The organism is Gemmatimonas sp., assembly GCF_036405635.1.
Taxonomy (GTDB): Bacteria; Gemmatimonadota; Gemmatimonadetes; order Gemmatimonadales; family Gemmatimonadaceae; genus Gemmatimonas.
Map to the genome: position 1 here is coordinate 1 of NZ_DASWXE010000244.1, position 14,594 is coordinate 14,594.

The 14,594-nt window shown below is 65.1% G+C and carries 12 protein-coding genes and 1 pseudogene; 2 read left to right on the forward strand and 11 right to left on the reverse strand.

Features of this window, described 5'->3' with window-relative positions; all coding sequences use genetic code 11:
- The 9 genes and pseudogenes from VGE27_RS19260 to VGE27_RS19300 form a co-directional block, all read right to left on the reverse strand.
- Positions 1-837: pseudogene (locus VGE27_RS19260) on the reverse strand (DNA mismatch repair protein MutS); the annotation flags it as partial.
- On the reverse strand, positions 834-1,808 hold the full coding sequence (locus tag VGE27_RS19265) for an SPOR domain-containing protein (RefSeq protein ID WP_331051304.1): 975 nt from the start codon (positions 1,806-1,808) through the stop codon (positions 834-836). The pseudogene VGE27_RS19260 and the gene VGE27_RS19265, both read right to left, overlap by 4 nt.
- On the reverse strand, positions 1,805-2,977 hold the full coding sequence (gene holA / locus VGE27_RS19270) for a DNA polymerase III subunit delta (RefSeq protein ID WP_331051305.1): 1,173 nt from the start codon (positions 2,975-2,977) through the stop codon (positions 1,805-1,807). The genes VGE27_RS19265 and holA overlap by 4 nt, the downstream gene beginning before the upstream one ends.
- Before the next feature lie 63 nt (positions 2,978-3,040).
- Positions 3,041-3,625 carry a zf-HC2 domain-containing protein gene (locus VGE27_RS19275; RefSeq protein WP_331051306.1) on the reverse strand — a complete coding sequence of 195 codons (585 nt, stop codon included), beginning with the start codon at positions 3,623-3,625 and terminating at the stop codon, positions 3,041-3,043.
- Between the two features lie 333 nt (positions 3,626-3,958).
- On the reverse strand, positions 3,959-4,609 hold the full coding sequence (locus VGE27_RS19280; RefSeq protein ID WP_331051307.1) for a sigma-70 family RNA polymerase sigma factor: 651 nt from the start codon (positions 4,607-4,609) through the stop codon (positions 3,959-3,961).
- A 283-nt stretch (positions 4,610-4,892) separates the two neighbouring features.
- The gene (locus VGE27_RS19285) at positions 4,893-5,453 is read right to left on the reverse strand and encodes an NUDIX hydrolase (protein ID WP_331051308.1); all 561 of its coding nucleotides are present in this window, start codon (positions 5,451-5,453) and stop codon (positions 4,893-4,895) included.
- Positions 5,450-6,145, reverse strand: coding sequence for an SET domain-containing protein (locus VGE27_RS19290; protein WP_331051309.1), 696 nt, complete (start codon positions 6,143-6,145; stop codon positions 5,450-5,452). The genes VGE27_RS19285 and VGE27_RS19290 overlap by 4 nt, the downstream gene beginning before the upstream one ends.
- A gap of 34 nt (positions 6,146-6,179) precedes the next feature.
- Positions 6,180-7,607 (reverse strand): pitrilysin family protein, encoded by a 1,428-nt coding sequence (locus VGE27_RS19295; RefSeq protein WP_331051310.1) that lies wholly within the window; start codon positions 7,605-7,607, stop codon positions 6,180-6,182.
- A complete protein-coding gene (locus tag VGE27_RS19300) occupies positions 7,604-8,911 on the reverse strand; it encodes a pitrilysin family protein (protein ID WP_331051311.1) in 1,308 nt (435 codons plus the stop codon). The genes VGE27_RS19295 and VGE27_RS19300 overlap by 4 nt, the downstream gene beginning before the upstream one ends.
- Positions 8,912-8,975: 64 nt before the next feature.
- Here VGE27_RS19300 and VGE27_RS19305 point away from each other — a divergent pair, with 64 nt between their 5' ends.
- Entirely contained in the window at positions 8,976-10,892 is a 1,917-nt protein-coding gene (locus tag VGE27_RS19305) for a leishmanolysin-related zinc metalloendopeptidase (protein ID WP_331051312.1), read from the forward strand.
- Positions 10,893-10,965: 73 nt separating this feature from the next.
- On the opposite strand, the gene VGE27_RS19310 is transcribed toward VGE27_RS19305, so the two are convergent.
- Positions 10,966-11,661 carry a YdcF family protein gene (locus VGE27_RS19310; protein ID WP_331051313.1) on the reverse strand — a complete coding sequence of 232 codons (696 nt, stop codon included), beginning with the start codon at positions 11,659-11,661 and terminating at the stop codon, positions 10,966-10,968.
- A gap of 60 nt (positions 11,662-11,721) precedes the next feature.
- Positions 11,722-13,119 carry an MBL fold metallo-hydrolase gene (locus VGE27_RS19315; RefSeq protein ID WP_331051314.1) on the reverse strand — a complete coding sequence of 466 codons (1,398 nt, stop codon included), beginning with the start codon at positions 13,117-13,119 and terminating at the stop codon, positions 11,722-11,724.
- A gap of 523 nt (positions 13,120-13,642) precedes the next feature.
- Here VGE27_RS19315 and VGE27_RS19320 point away from each other — a divergent pair.
- Complete coding sequence (locus tag VGE27_RS19320; RefSeq protein WP_331051315.1) at positions 13,643-14,518, forward strand: SDR family oxidoreductase; 876 nt, start codon at positions 13,643-13,645, stop codon at positions 14,516-14,518.
- The last annotated feature ends 76 nt before the right edge of the window (positions 14,519-14,594 follow it).

Genomic DNA, 14,594 nt, shown 5'->3' on the forward strand with positions numbered 1-14,594 from the left:
GAGCGGCATCACACCACCCGAACGCTCCAGCGTGGGACGCGCGAGGTGCGGCAGGCCGCCCGGCTGCAGCTCACGCAGATAGCGCAGCAGCGCACCGGCAGCGCCCACCGCGGCCGCATCATCGGCACCGAGCCCAAAACCTTCGAGGCTGCGAATCTCGAACTGACGAGAGAGGTCATCGGCGGCGAGCTGGGCGTCGAACTCCCACCCTTCACGAGAGGTCACCAGCGCCTGCTCGGCCTGACGCAGCACCGGCGCGAGCTCGGCGTGCGCCGTGTTCTTCACCAGCAGCAGTTCGCGTGGTGCGAGACGGGCCAGCACGGCCGGCGCGTCGGCAATGGTCGCCCCGAACAGACGCAGCTCACCCGTGCTGAGGTCTGCAGCGGCGATGCCCACCGGCACGGCATCACGCGGCACATCACGCATGACATCGCGTGCCATGGCCAGTGCGCACACGTAGTTGGCGCGCGCACCATCGAGCAGGTCATCGGCGAATGCGGCGCCCGGCGTGATCGTTTCGACCACTTCGCGCTTGACGATGCCCTTGGCGAGCTTCGGGTCTTCCACCTGCTCGCAGATGGCGACGCGATGTCCCTGGCTCACCAGGCGGCGCAGGTACTCGGCGGCCGCCTTCACCGGAATGCCGGCCAGCGGCACTTCAGCCGCGCCACCGTTGTTACGCGACGTGAGTGTCAGCCCGATCGCACGCGACGCCGTCTCGGCGTCTTCGTAGAACATCTCGTAGAAATCGCCCATCCGGAAAAACAGAATCGCATCCTGATGGCGCGCCTTGATCTCCCGGTACTGCTGCATCAACGGTGTTGCCGTACCACTCACGGACTGATCTCCGCGACGAATCCGCCCTGCCCCTGCTTCTTGAGCTTGGCCAATGCCGCCGTGGCCTCGGCGCGCGTGGCATAACGACCGGTACGCACGCGGAACGGCTTCCGACTGCCATCGATGCGGGCTTCCACGCCGGCGCGCTTGAGGCGTGCCACGGAGGTTTCCGCTTCCTTGCGTGTGTCGAATGCAGCGAGCTGCACACTGAAGCGTCCCGAGCCTGCCGTTGGCTTCTCGGGTTCGGCGGCAGCGGTAGTTGTGGTGGACTCCACCGGCGCAGCCGGCGCCGGCCTGGTGGCAGGAGCCACAGCGGTGTTCTTCGGCGCCGCCGTCGTCGCGGCATCCGTCACCACCGACGTGCACCGACGACGCAGCTCATCCGCCTGCAGGCGGAGTTCGCCCTCCGGCACATTGCCCACCGGCAACGCGCGCAGCGTCTGACATCCGCGCGGCAGTTCGCTCTCGTCGAAGTAGCTGCGCACCAACCAGATGGTGCCACGCGCAATGCGGGTGCTATCGGGGAACTCCCGCACCACGCGCTCGAAATACGGACGCGCATCGGCAGGGCGCCCACGCAGCATGTCGAGTTCGCCCAGGCGCAGCAGCGCGTCGGGCGTGCGAGGCGACAACGGGGCCTCAATCACGAGACGCTTCCAGTCGCGTTCTGCATCGGAGATGCGTTCGGCCAGCACCGCGCGCCAATACAATGCTTCGGCGAGGTCGAGGCTGGCCAGTGGTGCGGCCTGCACCAACGAATCGAGCACTGTACGCGCATCCGCACCGTCACCCTGCTCGATGAGGGCACGAGCCCGCGTGACTTCGCGCGCCAGCCCGGCGCTCACCCCTTCGCCGCCCGTGGCCTGTGCTGTCACCGCGCGCATCGGAAGCGCCAACGCGCCGGCGATGCACAGTGCAGCGGCTCGCCGCATGAACGGCGATGACGTGGACCATGTCTGCATGGCCTTCATGCCGCACTCCGCGACGAGGTGTGCGAAGCGCACAGCCCGAGAATCAGCGACATCAGGATCTGCTCCGCATTCGATACCGTGGTTTCCTTGAGTGCCATATCTGCTTCCAGCAACAACCGGAGCGCACGATCACACGCCGTGCGACTCCATTTGTCCGTGACCTTGGTCCAGGCCGAGGCGGCATCGCCCCAGGGCCTGCCGGGAAAGCCGCCGGTTTCCTTGAGAAACGCGAAGTACTCCTGCGGCAGCCGATTGGTGGGGATGCCGGCATCACGGCGCGCGCGACCAAACGACAGGGCAAACGCCTGTGTGCTCAGCATCATCACGATCTGCACGCCGGTCACCTTGGGCTGGCCGAGCACGTGTCCCACCAGCGTGATCGCGGTGGCCGCGTCCTGTCGCGCTACGGCGTCGAGCAGGTCGGTGACCGTTTCACCGCGCCGTACACCCACTACTGCCGACACCGCATCGATGTCGATCGTGACACGCATGGAGTCTTCACCTGCTGGTGCACTTGCTGGTGCACTTGCTGGTGCACTTGCTGGTGCAGCAGTACCCGCTGCGTCGTGTGCGCCCAGCACATAACTCGCGCACTTGTCGAGTTCTGCCGCGAGCAGGTGCAGATCGTTGCCCACGGCTTGTTGCAGCAGCTCGGCGGCATCGGCCGTGATGTCGACGTTGAGCGCCGTGCTGGCGTGGTGCGCAATCCACCGGCGCACCCGTTCCGGCGTGAGCGGCGTGAAAGCCAGCGACGTGGACGCATCGACCAGCGCTGTGTCCACCTTGATACCGGCTGCACTCACCAGCAACAGCAGCGTGTCCGACGCGGGTCGCGTGAGATAGCGATCGAGTTGCGCGCGGGCCGCTTTCTTGAGGGCGTTCACATCGCGCAGCACCACCGCGCGGCGTTCGGCCAGCATGGGCGGGGTATTGAGCAAGCTGCCCAGCGTCTCGGCGTCGATATCACCGCCGCGGCGCATTTCGCTATTGAAATCGCGTGTGCTGGGATCGATGGCCGCTTCGAGCAAATCGCGGATCGCGCCGTCCTTCAGGTAGTCGTCATCACCGTGCAGGTAGTACACGGGATCGAACTGGCGCGATTGAACGGCCGCCTGCACGGTGCGCAGGGGTGACGCTTCCTTGCTGGGGGCAGCGGCTCGTGGCGGCATCCCTGCAATCTAAACCGATTGCCCCGCGGTGCCCTCGTGGAGCATCACGCGGGGACGTGCGCCTTAGCGAACCTCGAAGGAGAAGTGCGCGCTGACCAACTGCATCGGCGCATCCTCAACGATCATGGCGGCGGGCCACACCGGGTTGCCGGTCGCCATCACCTGCACGAGTGCCGGCGTCACGTACGTCGGCGCGCCATTCAAGGCGTCGTGGTGAGCAGGCAGGACCGCAGAAAGCGGAACGGGGCGGGAAGGCTGCGAGGCAATCACCGGCTGCATCGACAGCTCGGACGGGCGATCGCCCTGGAAACTCTGGATCGCGATCACGCCCAGTACGGCGCTCGCGGCGACGGCGATCAGGGCCTTGGTGGCGCGCGGTCGGGGAAGCCCCAGTTCATCGCCCGCCGGATATCGACCATCGGCCGATCGACAGGTGGCGAGCCGCTCGCGCAACCGAGCCTGGAACTCGTCGCTCGGCGAGAGCGACGGCAGGCTCCTGGCGACCATGAGTGAGCGTCGGACCATGGTGTCATGCGCCGCACACGGGTCACAGGCCATCACGTGACGCTGGGCGGCGGAAGTCGCCTCTCCCGACAAGGTGTTGTCGAGGTAGGCGAGATGCTGTTTGCGAAATTGCTTGCAGTCCATCGGTACGGATCGGAGTCCTGCGGAAAAACCGGTGGCACCCGCTGCAGTGGGGCGGCTGCATGCGAGGATACCCGGGGGGCCATCGGACGGTTCCGACGAGCACCGGCACGGGGAAAATCCCCGTGCTGACTCCTGGAGGCAATACCCGTCCCGGCTCTGGCTGGGACGAATGACATGGCATTGAAGAAACGGGCCGGCGGCTGCGCGCCGGTTTTATATCAAAAGGGAGCAGGGGGCAGTTGGAGAGAGTGCAGATCGATAGGATCAGGTCCTGTTGATCTGCTTCCTCTCCAACTGCCCCCTGCTCACTCCAGAAATCAGACGCCTTTCCTCTTACCGAACCATGGGCGCGATGATCTCGGCGAAGGCCGTGCGGGCGCGGTTGAGGCGCGACTTCACGGTGCCGAGGTTCACGCCGGTGATGTCGGCGATTTCCTCGTAGGACTTGCCTTCGAGTTCGCGCAGCACGAACACCTCGCGGTGATGCGCCGGCAGCTTGCCCACCGACTGTTCGACCATCTCCCGCAGGTGACGCTTGCGGAACAGGTCATCGGGGCGCGTGTGCACGTCCTCGAACTGCAGGGGACGATCTTCGTCCTCGAACTTCGCCTTGATCGTCTGGAAGAGCACGAGCGGATTGCGCGAACGGTTGCGCAGCTCGTTCTTCGCCAGGTTCGAGGCGATGGTGTAGATCCACGTCGAGAACTTCTTCGAGCGGTCGAAGCGCGCGATGTGGCGATAGACGCGGATGAACACTTCCTGCACCAGATCTTCGGCGCGGTCGCGGTCACCGATCGTGCGATACACAAAGTTGAGGAGCCGTCCCTGATAACGGTCGACGAGCTCCTCGAACGCCCGCTCCTCACCCGCGAGGAAGGACGACACCACATCTCCGTCTTCGAGCGTGCGCAGGTGTTCGCGCACAGGCACGGTGGAGGTGTTCTGTGAAGTCCGCTGCGTACGAGTCAGTTCGGCCAAGGCCATGGGTCGAGTCCTCCAACTGCGGTGACGCGAGCCTGAGATCCTGCACGCTCGCGGCGCTCACGTCCTGCCGGGTGGACATCCCGGTCCGAGGTCGGTGCGCACCACCCCATATCGCACGGGTCGTGCCGCGAGGGAACTTTTGGGAACATTTCCACTTAACACGTTTCCAGTCAACAACTTACGGCGACACCGTCGAGTTTGTCTCCGAGAGAGATCATCGGGAAACGTCCCCATTTCCAAGCTTGGCGTCCGAGAAAGTGGACACCAAGACCGTCATTTCGGCTCAGCCGATCCGGAACTCTGCCGCATAGAACAGGGCCAGCGCCGTTTTGGCGTCCTGAATCTCACCATTCCGAATAAGCCCCATCGCGGCTGAGAGCGGCATCGGTGCCAATTCGACGAACTCATCCGCTTCACGGTGCGCCTCGCCTTCGGTGAGACCGGTCGCCAGAAACAGGTGGATCTTTTCGTCGGTGAAGCCGGGTGTCGTATACATCGTGAACAGGTGGTCCACCCGTTCTGCTGTGTACCCCGTTTCCTCCTGAAGCTCCCGATGGGCGCACTGATCCGGTGATTCGCCCGGATCGAGTCGGCCGGCCGGGATCTCATACAGGTACTGCTCGGCGGCATAGCGGTACTGCCGGATGAGCAACACGGTGGGGTCAGCGGTCAGCTCCCCGATCACCGGTACCACGGCGCTCGCACCCGGATGCCGCACCATTTCCAGCGACCCGATGGAGCCATCGGGAAACCGGACCTGGTCGAGATCGACGGAAATCACGCGCCCGGTATAGGCGCGCGTTCCGCCGACCTTGCCGACCGGGCCGGTCTCTTCGCTGCTCACCGCTTCACCGCGCGCGCGGATTTCTTGGCCGACTTTTTTGCGGCCTTCTTCACCGTCTTTTTCACGACCTTCTTGGCCGCCTTTTTCGCAGCTTTCTTGGCCACCTTCTTCGCGCTCTTCTTCGCCGTCTTGGCGGACTTCTTCGCCGGCTTGCGGGGCTTCTTCACGTCGTTGCCGGCCAGCCACTCGCGCACGGTGGCGCGCAGGTACACCGGCACGCGCAGGATCGTCCCGCGGCACTTCTTCGATCCGCAGCGACAGGCGTAGTACCGCACGTCTTCCGGTTCGTACTCGTCCTGCCACTCGAACCGGTAGTCGTACACGAGCTCTTCATCCACTTTGATCGGCTTGATCGCGGCAATGTTGATGTGCCCGTCCTCGATCTCCGTCTCGCAGTTCGGATCACACGAGTGATTGATGAACCGCGCGTCCGTGCCCTGGCGACGTGCGTCAATCACGGTGTTGTCGTCCAGCACGAACAGGAACGTGTGGTGCCGGCCCTCGGTGTCGTCGTAGCGGCGTTCCGCTTCGTCGTGCGTGATGCGTTCGCCCCAGTACTCGTCGATGTGTTGCCCTTTGCGGATCGGCTTCACGGCGAACGCACCGCGTCCCTGAATGCGCGAACGCCGCACTTCATAGAGCTCGGACTTGGGCGGCTTCGCGGGAGTGGCGGACTTCCTGGCTGGACTCACGACGGTGGATGCAGGGGGGCGGTAGTCCCGGTCTTCAAACCGGGGTGACGACATCGTCGTCCGTGGGCTCGTACACACTAATCGGTCCGAGTGCCAATGCGGCAATCGGCTCGCGGATGGCGTCGGCATCGCCGACCACCACGACCTGCAGGCGCGACGGGTCGAGATGGGCGCGCGCCACACGCAGCACATCGTCTGCGGTCACGGCGGCGATGCGCTCGCGATACGTATCGAAGTACGTTGGCGGAAGGCGGAAGATTTCCACGTTGGCCAGTCCACCCGCCACTTCGGCCGTCGTCTCGAAACGAATGGGGAACACCCCCACCAGGTAGCTGATGGCCAGTGACAGCTCGGCGTCCGTCACCGGCGCCTCGCGCATGCGCGTGAACTCCAGCGCGATTTCACGCAGGGCATCGGCCGTGACGGCGGTTTCCACGGCCGTGGAGATCTCGAACGGGCTCGCGCCGCGCCGCCAATCGAACGCCGAGTGCGCGCCGTAGGTGTAGGCGTGCTCTTCGCGCAGGTTCAGGTTGAGGCGGGAGGAGAACAGTCCGCCCAGGATCGCGTTCATCACGACGACGGGGAAATAGTCCTCGTGCAGACGCGGAATGGCCACGTGTCCCACGCGCACCTCCGACTGCGGTGCGCCCGCCTTGTGCACCAGGTGCACACGCGGCTCGAGATGTCGCTGCACCGCCGAGGGCTCGGCGATTGCCGGCGCCTTGCCGGTCCAGTCACCGAAGTGCGTGGTGGCGAGTTGCACCGCATGCTCCACATCGATGTCGCCGACGATCATCAACGACGTGGCATCGGGGCGGAAACACTGGGCATGGAACGCCAGCACATGCTCGCGCGTGATGCGCGCGATGCTGCGCTCATCGCCACCGGCCAATCGTGCAAAGCGCGAATCCGGCTCGTACAACAGACGCGAAAAGAACACGTCGGCCAGCCCGCGCGGTTCGGCCTGCAGCTGCGCGAGATCGGCCAGACGTTCGGCCCGCAGTCGCTCCAGCTCGGCTTCGGGGAATGCCGGGTTGCGCAGCACGTCGGCCAATACCGCCATCGCATCGTCGATACGCGTCGACAGTGCGGTGAGCTGGGCGATGGCCGAGTCCCAGTCGGCGCCGGTGTCGAGCGTGGTGCCAAGCATTTCGAGTCGTGTGGCCAGAGCCAGCGCGTCCATGTTAGCGGTGCCCTCGGTGAGGGCATGCGTGGCCAAGCGGGCGAGCCCTTCTTCGTCACGCGGGTCGCGCGTAGCGCCGGCCTCGATGACGGCGAGGGTGGTGACCACCGGATACGCCGGCACCGGCGCCACCGTGACGCGCAGACCGTTCGGCAGCACGCGGGTCTCGAACGCCGGAAAGCGATACGCTCGCGGCGCTCCGGGTCCCGGACGCGGCGGTCCGACGGGTGCGTTGTCTGACACAGGCTCTGGCACGGGCTTGGTGGATTCCTGACTCATGCCGTGGCCTCGACCAAAACTTCGGCTTCGTCGGCGCTCGCTTCGGCGGGCACAAACATGAGCAGGACCCGATTGTCAGGCCCCAAGCGCTCGCGAGCCAACGCCGATACATCGGCGGCCGTGATCGCGCGATATCGATCGACCTGGGTGTTCACCAGCGATGCGTCACCGAAGTAAGTGGCAAACCGGGAGAGCTGGTCGGCCCGTTCGGCCGCCGACTGCATGCCGGTCACGAAACTGGTTTCGATGAGCGCACGGGCGCGGGTGATTTCCGCCTCGGTCACGCCATCGCGATGAATGGCATCGAGTTCGGCCAGCACCGCAGCCTCGAGTTGTTCGGGCGAGACGCCGGGGTGGGCCGTGGCATCCACCACCAGCATGTCACTGCCCTTGGCGAGGTCGTACGTGAAGGCGCTGGCCTGTGAGGCGACGCGCTGACGGCGCACCAGTGACTGTTCGAGACGGCACCCGGTGCGCAGACCGAGCACAGCCGCGGCCAGGCTGGCCGCGTAGTAGCCATCGGTCCCGAACACCGGTGTGCGGCAGGCCACAAACAGGCGGGGCAAAGCGACGGCGTCGGGTACAACTTCCCGCCGCGTGTCTCCAAAGACGGGCGGAAGGGTCATGTCGCGAAGCGGCGGCCGGTCCTCGCCACGCGGAATGTCACCGAAGTATTCCGCGATCCACCGCATCGCCTCACCGCGATCAAAATCGCCGGCTACCGTCAGCACGGCATTGTCGGGCGTGTAATACAGCTTGAAGAACGCAGCGATGTCATCCAGGGACGCATCGGTGAGATGCTCCATCGAGCCGATCAGCGAATGGTTGAACGGATGGCCTTCGGGAAAGACCAGTGCGGGCAAGCGCTCCCACCACGTCCCGTAGGGCTGGTTGTCCACCGTCCAGCGCCGTTCGTTCTTCACCACATCGCGCTGCGTATCGAGCTTCTGCTGTGTCATCGCAGGCAGCATGCGTCCCATGCGGTCGGCTTCGAGCCACAGGGCGAGCGCCAGTTGGTGGGACGGCAGAGTCTCGTAGTAGTTCGTGCGGTCGAGCCAGGTGGACCCGTTCAGGGTGCCGCCCGCACGCTGCACGAGTTCGAAATGTTCGTTCGCTTCCACGTTCGCCGACCCCTGAAAGAGCATGTGCTCGAACAGGTGGGCGAACCCGGTGCGTTCCAGTCGCTCGTTCGCCGAGCCGACGTGATACCACAAGTTGACCGCGACGATCGGTGCCGTGTGGTCCTCTGAGAGTACCACCTGCAAGCCGTTCGGGAGGCGGTAGCTCTCGACAGGGATGTGCATGAGTCAATATTCAGGGCCGGTCATGCAACCCGGAACCCCGGGTTCTCCTCTTTCCGTATCTGCGATGCGCTTTGCGCTGTGCTCCATTCCGAATGCCGTGCGTGCTGCCGGCGGGACACTCGCACACACCGTGCGTGCGATCACGCGACTTTCCGCGCGCACCGCTGCGGGTGTGGCGTCGGTGGCGGCACTGACCATGCTGGCCGCTTGCGGCGATGATCCGCAGGTGCCCACCGAAGCGGTGCCCACGGGCAGCCTCACAGCCAATGCGACGGTGGCCACCGCAGTGGGCGCGGCGCCATCGGTGCGCATCACCGACGCCAAGGGCAAGGGCATCCGCAATGTGCTGGTGCGCTGGCGTGTCGCGAGCGGTGGTGGGCGGGTGGTGAATGACTCCATCCGCACCAACGCCTCGGGAGAGGCGTCATCGGGCGGGTGGACGCTGGGCACCACATCCGGCACACAGACGCTGCAGGCGCTGGCCGATGGTGTCCCGACAGTGACTTTCACCGCCACCGCGGCCCCCGGCCCCGTCGTGCAACTCACACGCGTCAGCGCCGAGGTGCAGAGCGGCACGGTCAATACGCTGGTGACGGCGCCGCCATCGGTGCGCGCCGAGGATCAGTATGGCAATCCAGTGCCCAATGTCGTCGTACAGTTCGCGGTGACCTTGGGCGGCGGCAGCATCACCGGCGAGCAACAGACGACCAGCACGCTTGGCATAGCCACGGTGGGTTCGTGGCGACTGGGCACGACGGCGGGCCAGCAGGTGCTGAGCGTGTCGGCTACCGGCACGCCGGGTACCGTGTTTGGCGCCACCGCTCTGGCTGGCCCCGCGGTGGGATTGCTCAAGATCGCGGGCGACAACCAGCAGGCCGTGGTGGGATTGCCGGTACCCATCGTACCTGGCGTGCGCGCGGTGGATGCCTTCAACAATCCGGTGGGCAACGTGCCGGTGAGCTTTACACCAGGGCCGAACTCGGGCACAGTCACCGGCGCCACGGCTGTCACCGACTTGGCCACTGGAGCGGCCTTTGTGGGCAGCTGGACATTGAGTGCGGAGCCCACGCAGACACTGGTGGCCACCAGTTCGATGCTGCCGGGCGTTTCGGTCACGTTCACCGCGCGCGCCACCACATCCCTGTATGACATCGACGTGCGATTCATCGGCGAGGGCGGCAGTACAGTGGTGCGCAGCGCCTTCACGAATGCTGCCGCGAAGTGGCGTCAGATCATTGCCGGAGACATGCACAACACGCGCGTCACCGTCGCGGCGGGCAGCTGCACCACCTGGATGCCGGCGATGAACGAAGTCGTGAACGATGTCGTGATCTTCGCGCGCATCACACCCATCGACGGCCCCGGCAAGATTCTTGGTCAGGCCGGGCCGTGTTTTGTGAATACCGGCTCGCGATTGTCGGCCGTCGGCATCATGGAATTCGATGAAGACGACATGGCCTCGCTCATCGCCAACGGCAGCCTGACCGAGGTCATCCTGCACGAGATGGGGCATGTGCTCGGCATCGGCACGCTCTGGAACTTCCAGCGTACGCTGCTCGTGGGTAGTGGCGGCGACGATCCGTATTTCCAGGGCACCACGGGTCGGGCGCAGTTCGCCGCCATCAGCACCCTCGCATACAGTGGCAACGCGGTGCCGGTGGAGAACACGGGCGCTGCGGGAACGCGTGACAGCCACTGGCGTGAATCGGTGCTGACGCGCGAACTGATGACGGGCTTCCTCAATCGCAACGTGACCAACCCGCTCAGCCGACTCACCGTGGGCTCACTGCAGGACCTGGGCTACGTCGTCAATCTCAGCGCGGCCGACCCGTACTCCATCACCGCACAGCTGCGCTACGCGTTCCCGTTCGTCGAGAGCGATGTGGTCTCGCTGGGCAACGACATCGCAGACCTCCCGTTGTTCGAAGTCTCGCCGGCGGGCACACCGGTGCTGGTGCGCGCTTCGCTACGCAGCCGGTGAGTCGTCGCTGAGTGACATCCCGCACCACGTGGAGGCTCGGCGGAGGCCAGTCGGTCTCTGCGTGGTGTTGGTGTCAGCGCTCCACCATCTCGCGCCCAGTGGCCTTGAGCCACAACATCAGCGCGACATCGGCCGGCAGAGCAATGGATTCCCGCACCATGTACTCGAGCACCGCGCGATTGGCGGAAATGGGACTGGTGCGCGTGGGTGACGTCATCGGCTGCAAGCCATGCAGTCGCGCCAGCAGATCCAATCGCAGCATGTGAAACGGGTCGCTCACGAGCAGCACCCGTGGCCGATCCGCCAGCGGCGCACGCGCATTCTGTCCCGTCCCCCGTGGCGCCGCGGCGAGCGAATCACGCAACGCGTGCAACAGGTTCGACGCACCCTGCATCGACGCGAGTGACGTACGTCCCACCTGCTCGAGCCGCACCGTCTGGTTGGGCACGCCACGGCGCACGAGATAGCGCCGACCGGCCGCGGCTTCGCTGATCTGGTCGCCCGGGCGGCGGCCTCCCGTCAACACCACCCATGGTGCGCGTTCACTGCGCCAGAGCCCCAGTGCGTGATCGAGACGTGCTCTCAGCACGGGGGACGGTCGGCCTCCATACTGCGCGGCGCCCAATACCACGATGGCGTCGGCCGATCCCTCGTCGCTGCCGCGCGACCAGTACACGATCGCGCCAAGACAGACCAGCCACCCCATGAAGGCGCCGACCAGGATACTGGCGATCAGTTGCTTGTAGGAGAATCGGCGCACGCGGGCCATGCGGCCAAACTATTCAGTCCCCCTGCTTTCGGTACTGGACCACGTCGCGCGAGCGCCGTCTCAGAGTGACACAGTCGTCCCTGGCGCCGGAATGTCGACATGAAACCCGTCGGCGCGCAGCCGTTCGGCAAAACTCTCCTGCGCCGGCGCTTCACCGTGTACCAGACACACATGCGGATGGTCGCGCCCGTCAGCCGCACCCGATGCGCGCACCGACTGCAGCCAGCGGTGCAGCTCTCCGCGATCGGCATGGGCGCTGTAGCCCTGCAGCACCTCCACCTGCGCCCCCAGCGGCACCTCTTCGCCGAAGATGCGGAGTACGTCGCGCCGTTCGACGATGCGGCGGCCCAGCGTATGCTCGGCCTGGAATCCCACGATGAGAATGGTGTTGCGTGGGTCGCTCGCCCCGTTGCGCAGGTGGTGCAGGATGCGCCCCGATTCGGCCATACCCGACGCGGCGATCACCACCATGGGTCCATGCAGGCTGTTCAGTCGCTTCGATTCCGCCACGTCCCGCGTGAACGTCACCATGGGGAAGTCGAACAGATCCTTGGTGCGCCGCACGAGATCTTCGCTGTGATCGAACACTTCGGGGTGCATGGCAAACACCGATGTCGCATCGGTGGCGAGCGGCGAGTCGATGAAGATGGGAATGGCGGGAATCTTCCCCTCGCGGCGAAGTCCATGCAGGTCGTACACGAGCTCCTGCGTGCGTCCCACCGCAAACGAGGGAATGATCACGCGGCCGCCACGCGCCGCCGTCTCACGGACCACGCGCGCCAGTTGCTCGCGTGCGCCCTCGACCGATTCATGATCGCGATCGCCGTACGTGCTCTCGCAGATGATCACATCAGCGCCCGTGGTGGGCGGCTGAGGATCGCGGATGATGGCCAGGCCGCTGCGTCCCACGTCGCCGGAAAACACGAGGCGACGGAAGGTGTCTCCCTCACGAAGCTCCAGCGTGACGGAGGCGCTGCCGAGGATGTGTCCGGCGTCGGTGTACATGGCCCGCACGCCGTCGGTGACGTCGAACCATTTGTAGTACGGCATGCCGATCATGCGTTCGAGCGTACGCGTGGCGTCCTCGACGCGGTACATCGGCTCGACGATTTCATCGCGGTGGCGCGCCAGAAATTCGGCGTCCTTTTCCTGGATGTGCGCGGAGTCGGCGAGCATGATCGCGCAGAGGTCGCGCGTGGCCGACGTGGCCCAGATGCTGTTCTTGTAGCCCTGCGCGACGAGGTAGGGCAGGCGACCGGCATGATCGATGTGGGCGTGAGAGAGCACAATGGCATCGATCTCATCCACGGGCACCGGCAATCGCGCATTCTTCTCGCGCGACTCGCTGCGCTTGCCCTGAAACATGCCGCAGTCCAAGAGAACCGTGCGGTTTCCTACGCGGAGAATGTGGCAGGAGCCCGTGACTTCCTGGGCAGCGCCGGAGAACTCGATATGCATGAGCGGTGGGCTAGCGGTTGGTCGTCAACAGCGGACTCCTCTCCCATCGGCATACACACGAGTGGGCCCGTCCGGCAATGTTAGCCAACCTCGCTCGCACCTACCAGCGTGGGGGTGGTGCGTGTGCGCGACGCGCCCGCAGCGGGCGCGCGGGTGCCTGCTACCAGTCCCGCTGGCGCGGCCAATGCGCGATCGATTCAGCCCGATGCGTGGACAACCAGTCCCGCATCGCACCCCAGCACTGCATGAACCAGCGTCGGCCCATGTCGGTCATCGTCAGTCTCCTGCTCAGATATTCGTGGCACCGCCGTCGGCACCCGTGTTGTGACAGTATAAGCACCGCGCGGAAACAGCACAGTGACGGAGCGCATTATGTGCGCTGTGACATGAAACTTCCGTTCGTCGTGACATCGCTCCGTTTCATGGCTGTCGCTGGGCCCGCCACTGCACGACTCAGATCACTTGCGTCACACCACATGGCACATCGCATGCCGCTCCAGCCCCTCTCTATCACGGAGCCGGCATGCCCAAAGAACCCCAAGAACCCAAACCACCCTTTCCCGCGCAACACCAAAAGCGCCCGGGACTCGAAGCCCGTATGGAGCCACGCCCGAATTTCGAGGGCGCGGAATACCGTGCGGCCGACAAGCTCAAGGGGCGGGTGGCGCTCATCAGTGGGGGCGACTCTGGCATTGGACGGTCGGTTGGCGTGCTTTTCGCGCGTGAGGGTGCCAACGTCGCGTTTCTCCATCTGGAGGAGGAACGTGAGGATGCCGCCGAGACGCTGCAGCACATTCGGGACGCCGGCGGTGAAGCGCTCGCCCTGGCCGGCGACATTCGCGATCCGGCATTCTGTCGCCGCGCCGTCGCGCATGTCGTGGATACCTTCGGCGCCGTGGACATCCTGGTGAACAATGCGGCATGGCAACATCGCCAGGATTCACTCGAAGACATTTCCGACGAACAACTCGATCGCACGATCAACACGAATATCCTTGGCAGTTTCTACCTCACACGGGCGGCACTGCCGCACCTGCCACGCGGAGGGGCGATCATCAACACAGGATCGATTACCGGTCTGGAAGGCAGTGAAGACTTGCTGGACTACGCGGCCACCAAGGGCGCCATTCATGCGTTCACCAAGTCGCTCGCGCGGAATCTGGTCCATCGTGGTATTCGTGTTAATTGCGTAGCGCCCGGACCCGTGTGGACTCCACTCAATGTGGCCGACAAGCCTGCAAAGGAAGCGGGACGCCACGGCATGAAGACCCCCATGGGGCGCCCAGCCCAACCTGAAGAGATTGCACCAGCCTTTGTGTTCTTCGCGTCGGCGGCTGACTCGAGCTACATCACTGGCGAAGTGCTGACGCTGCTCGGTGGCAACGTGACGGCTGCATAGCCATCCCGCGCGTGAGCAACGCGATGCTCAAACGGCTACGAGCCGCCTGGCAGGGCATCGCGACACCGATACCCGA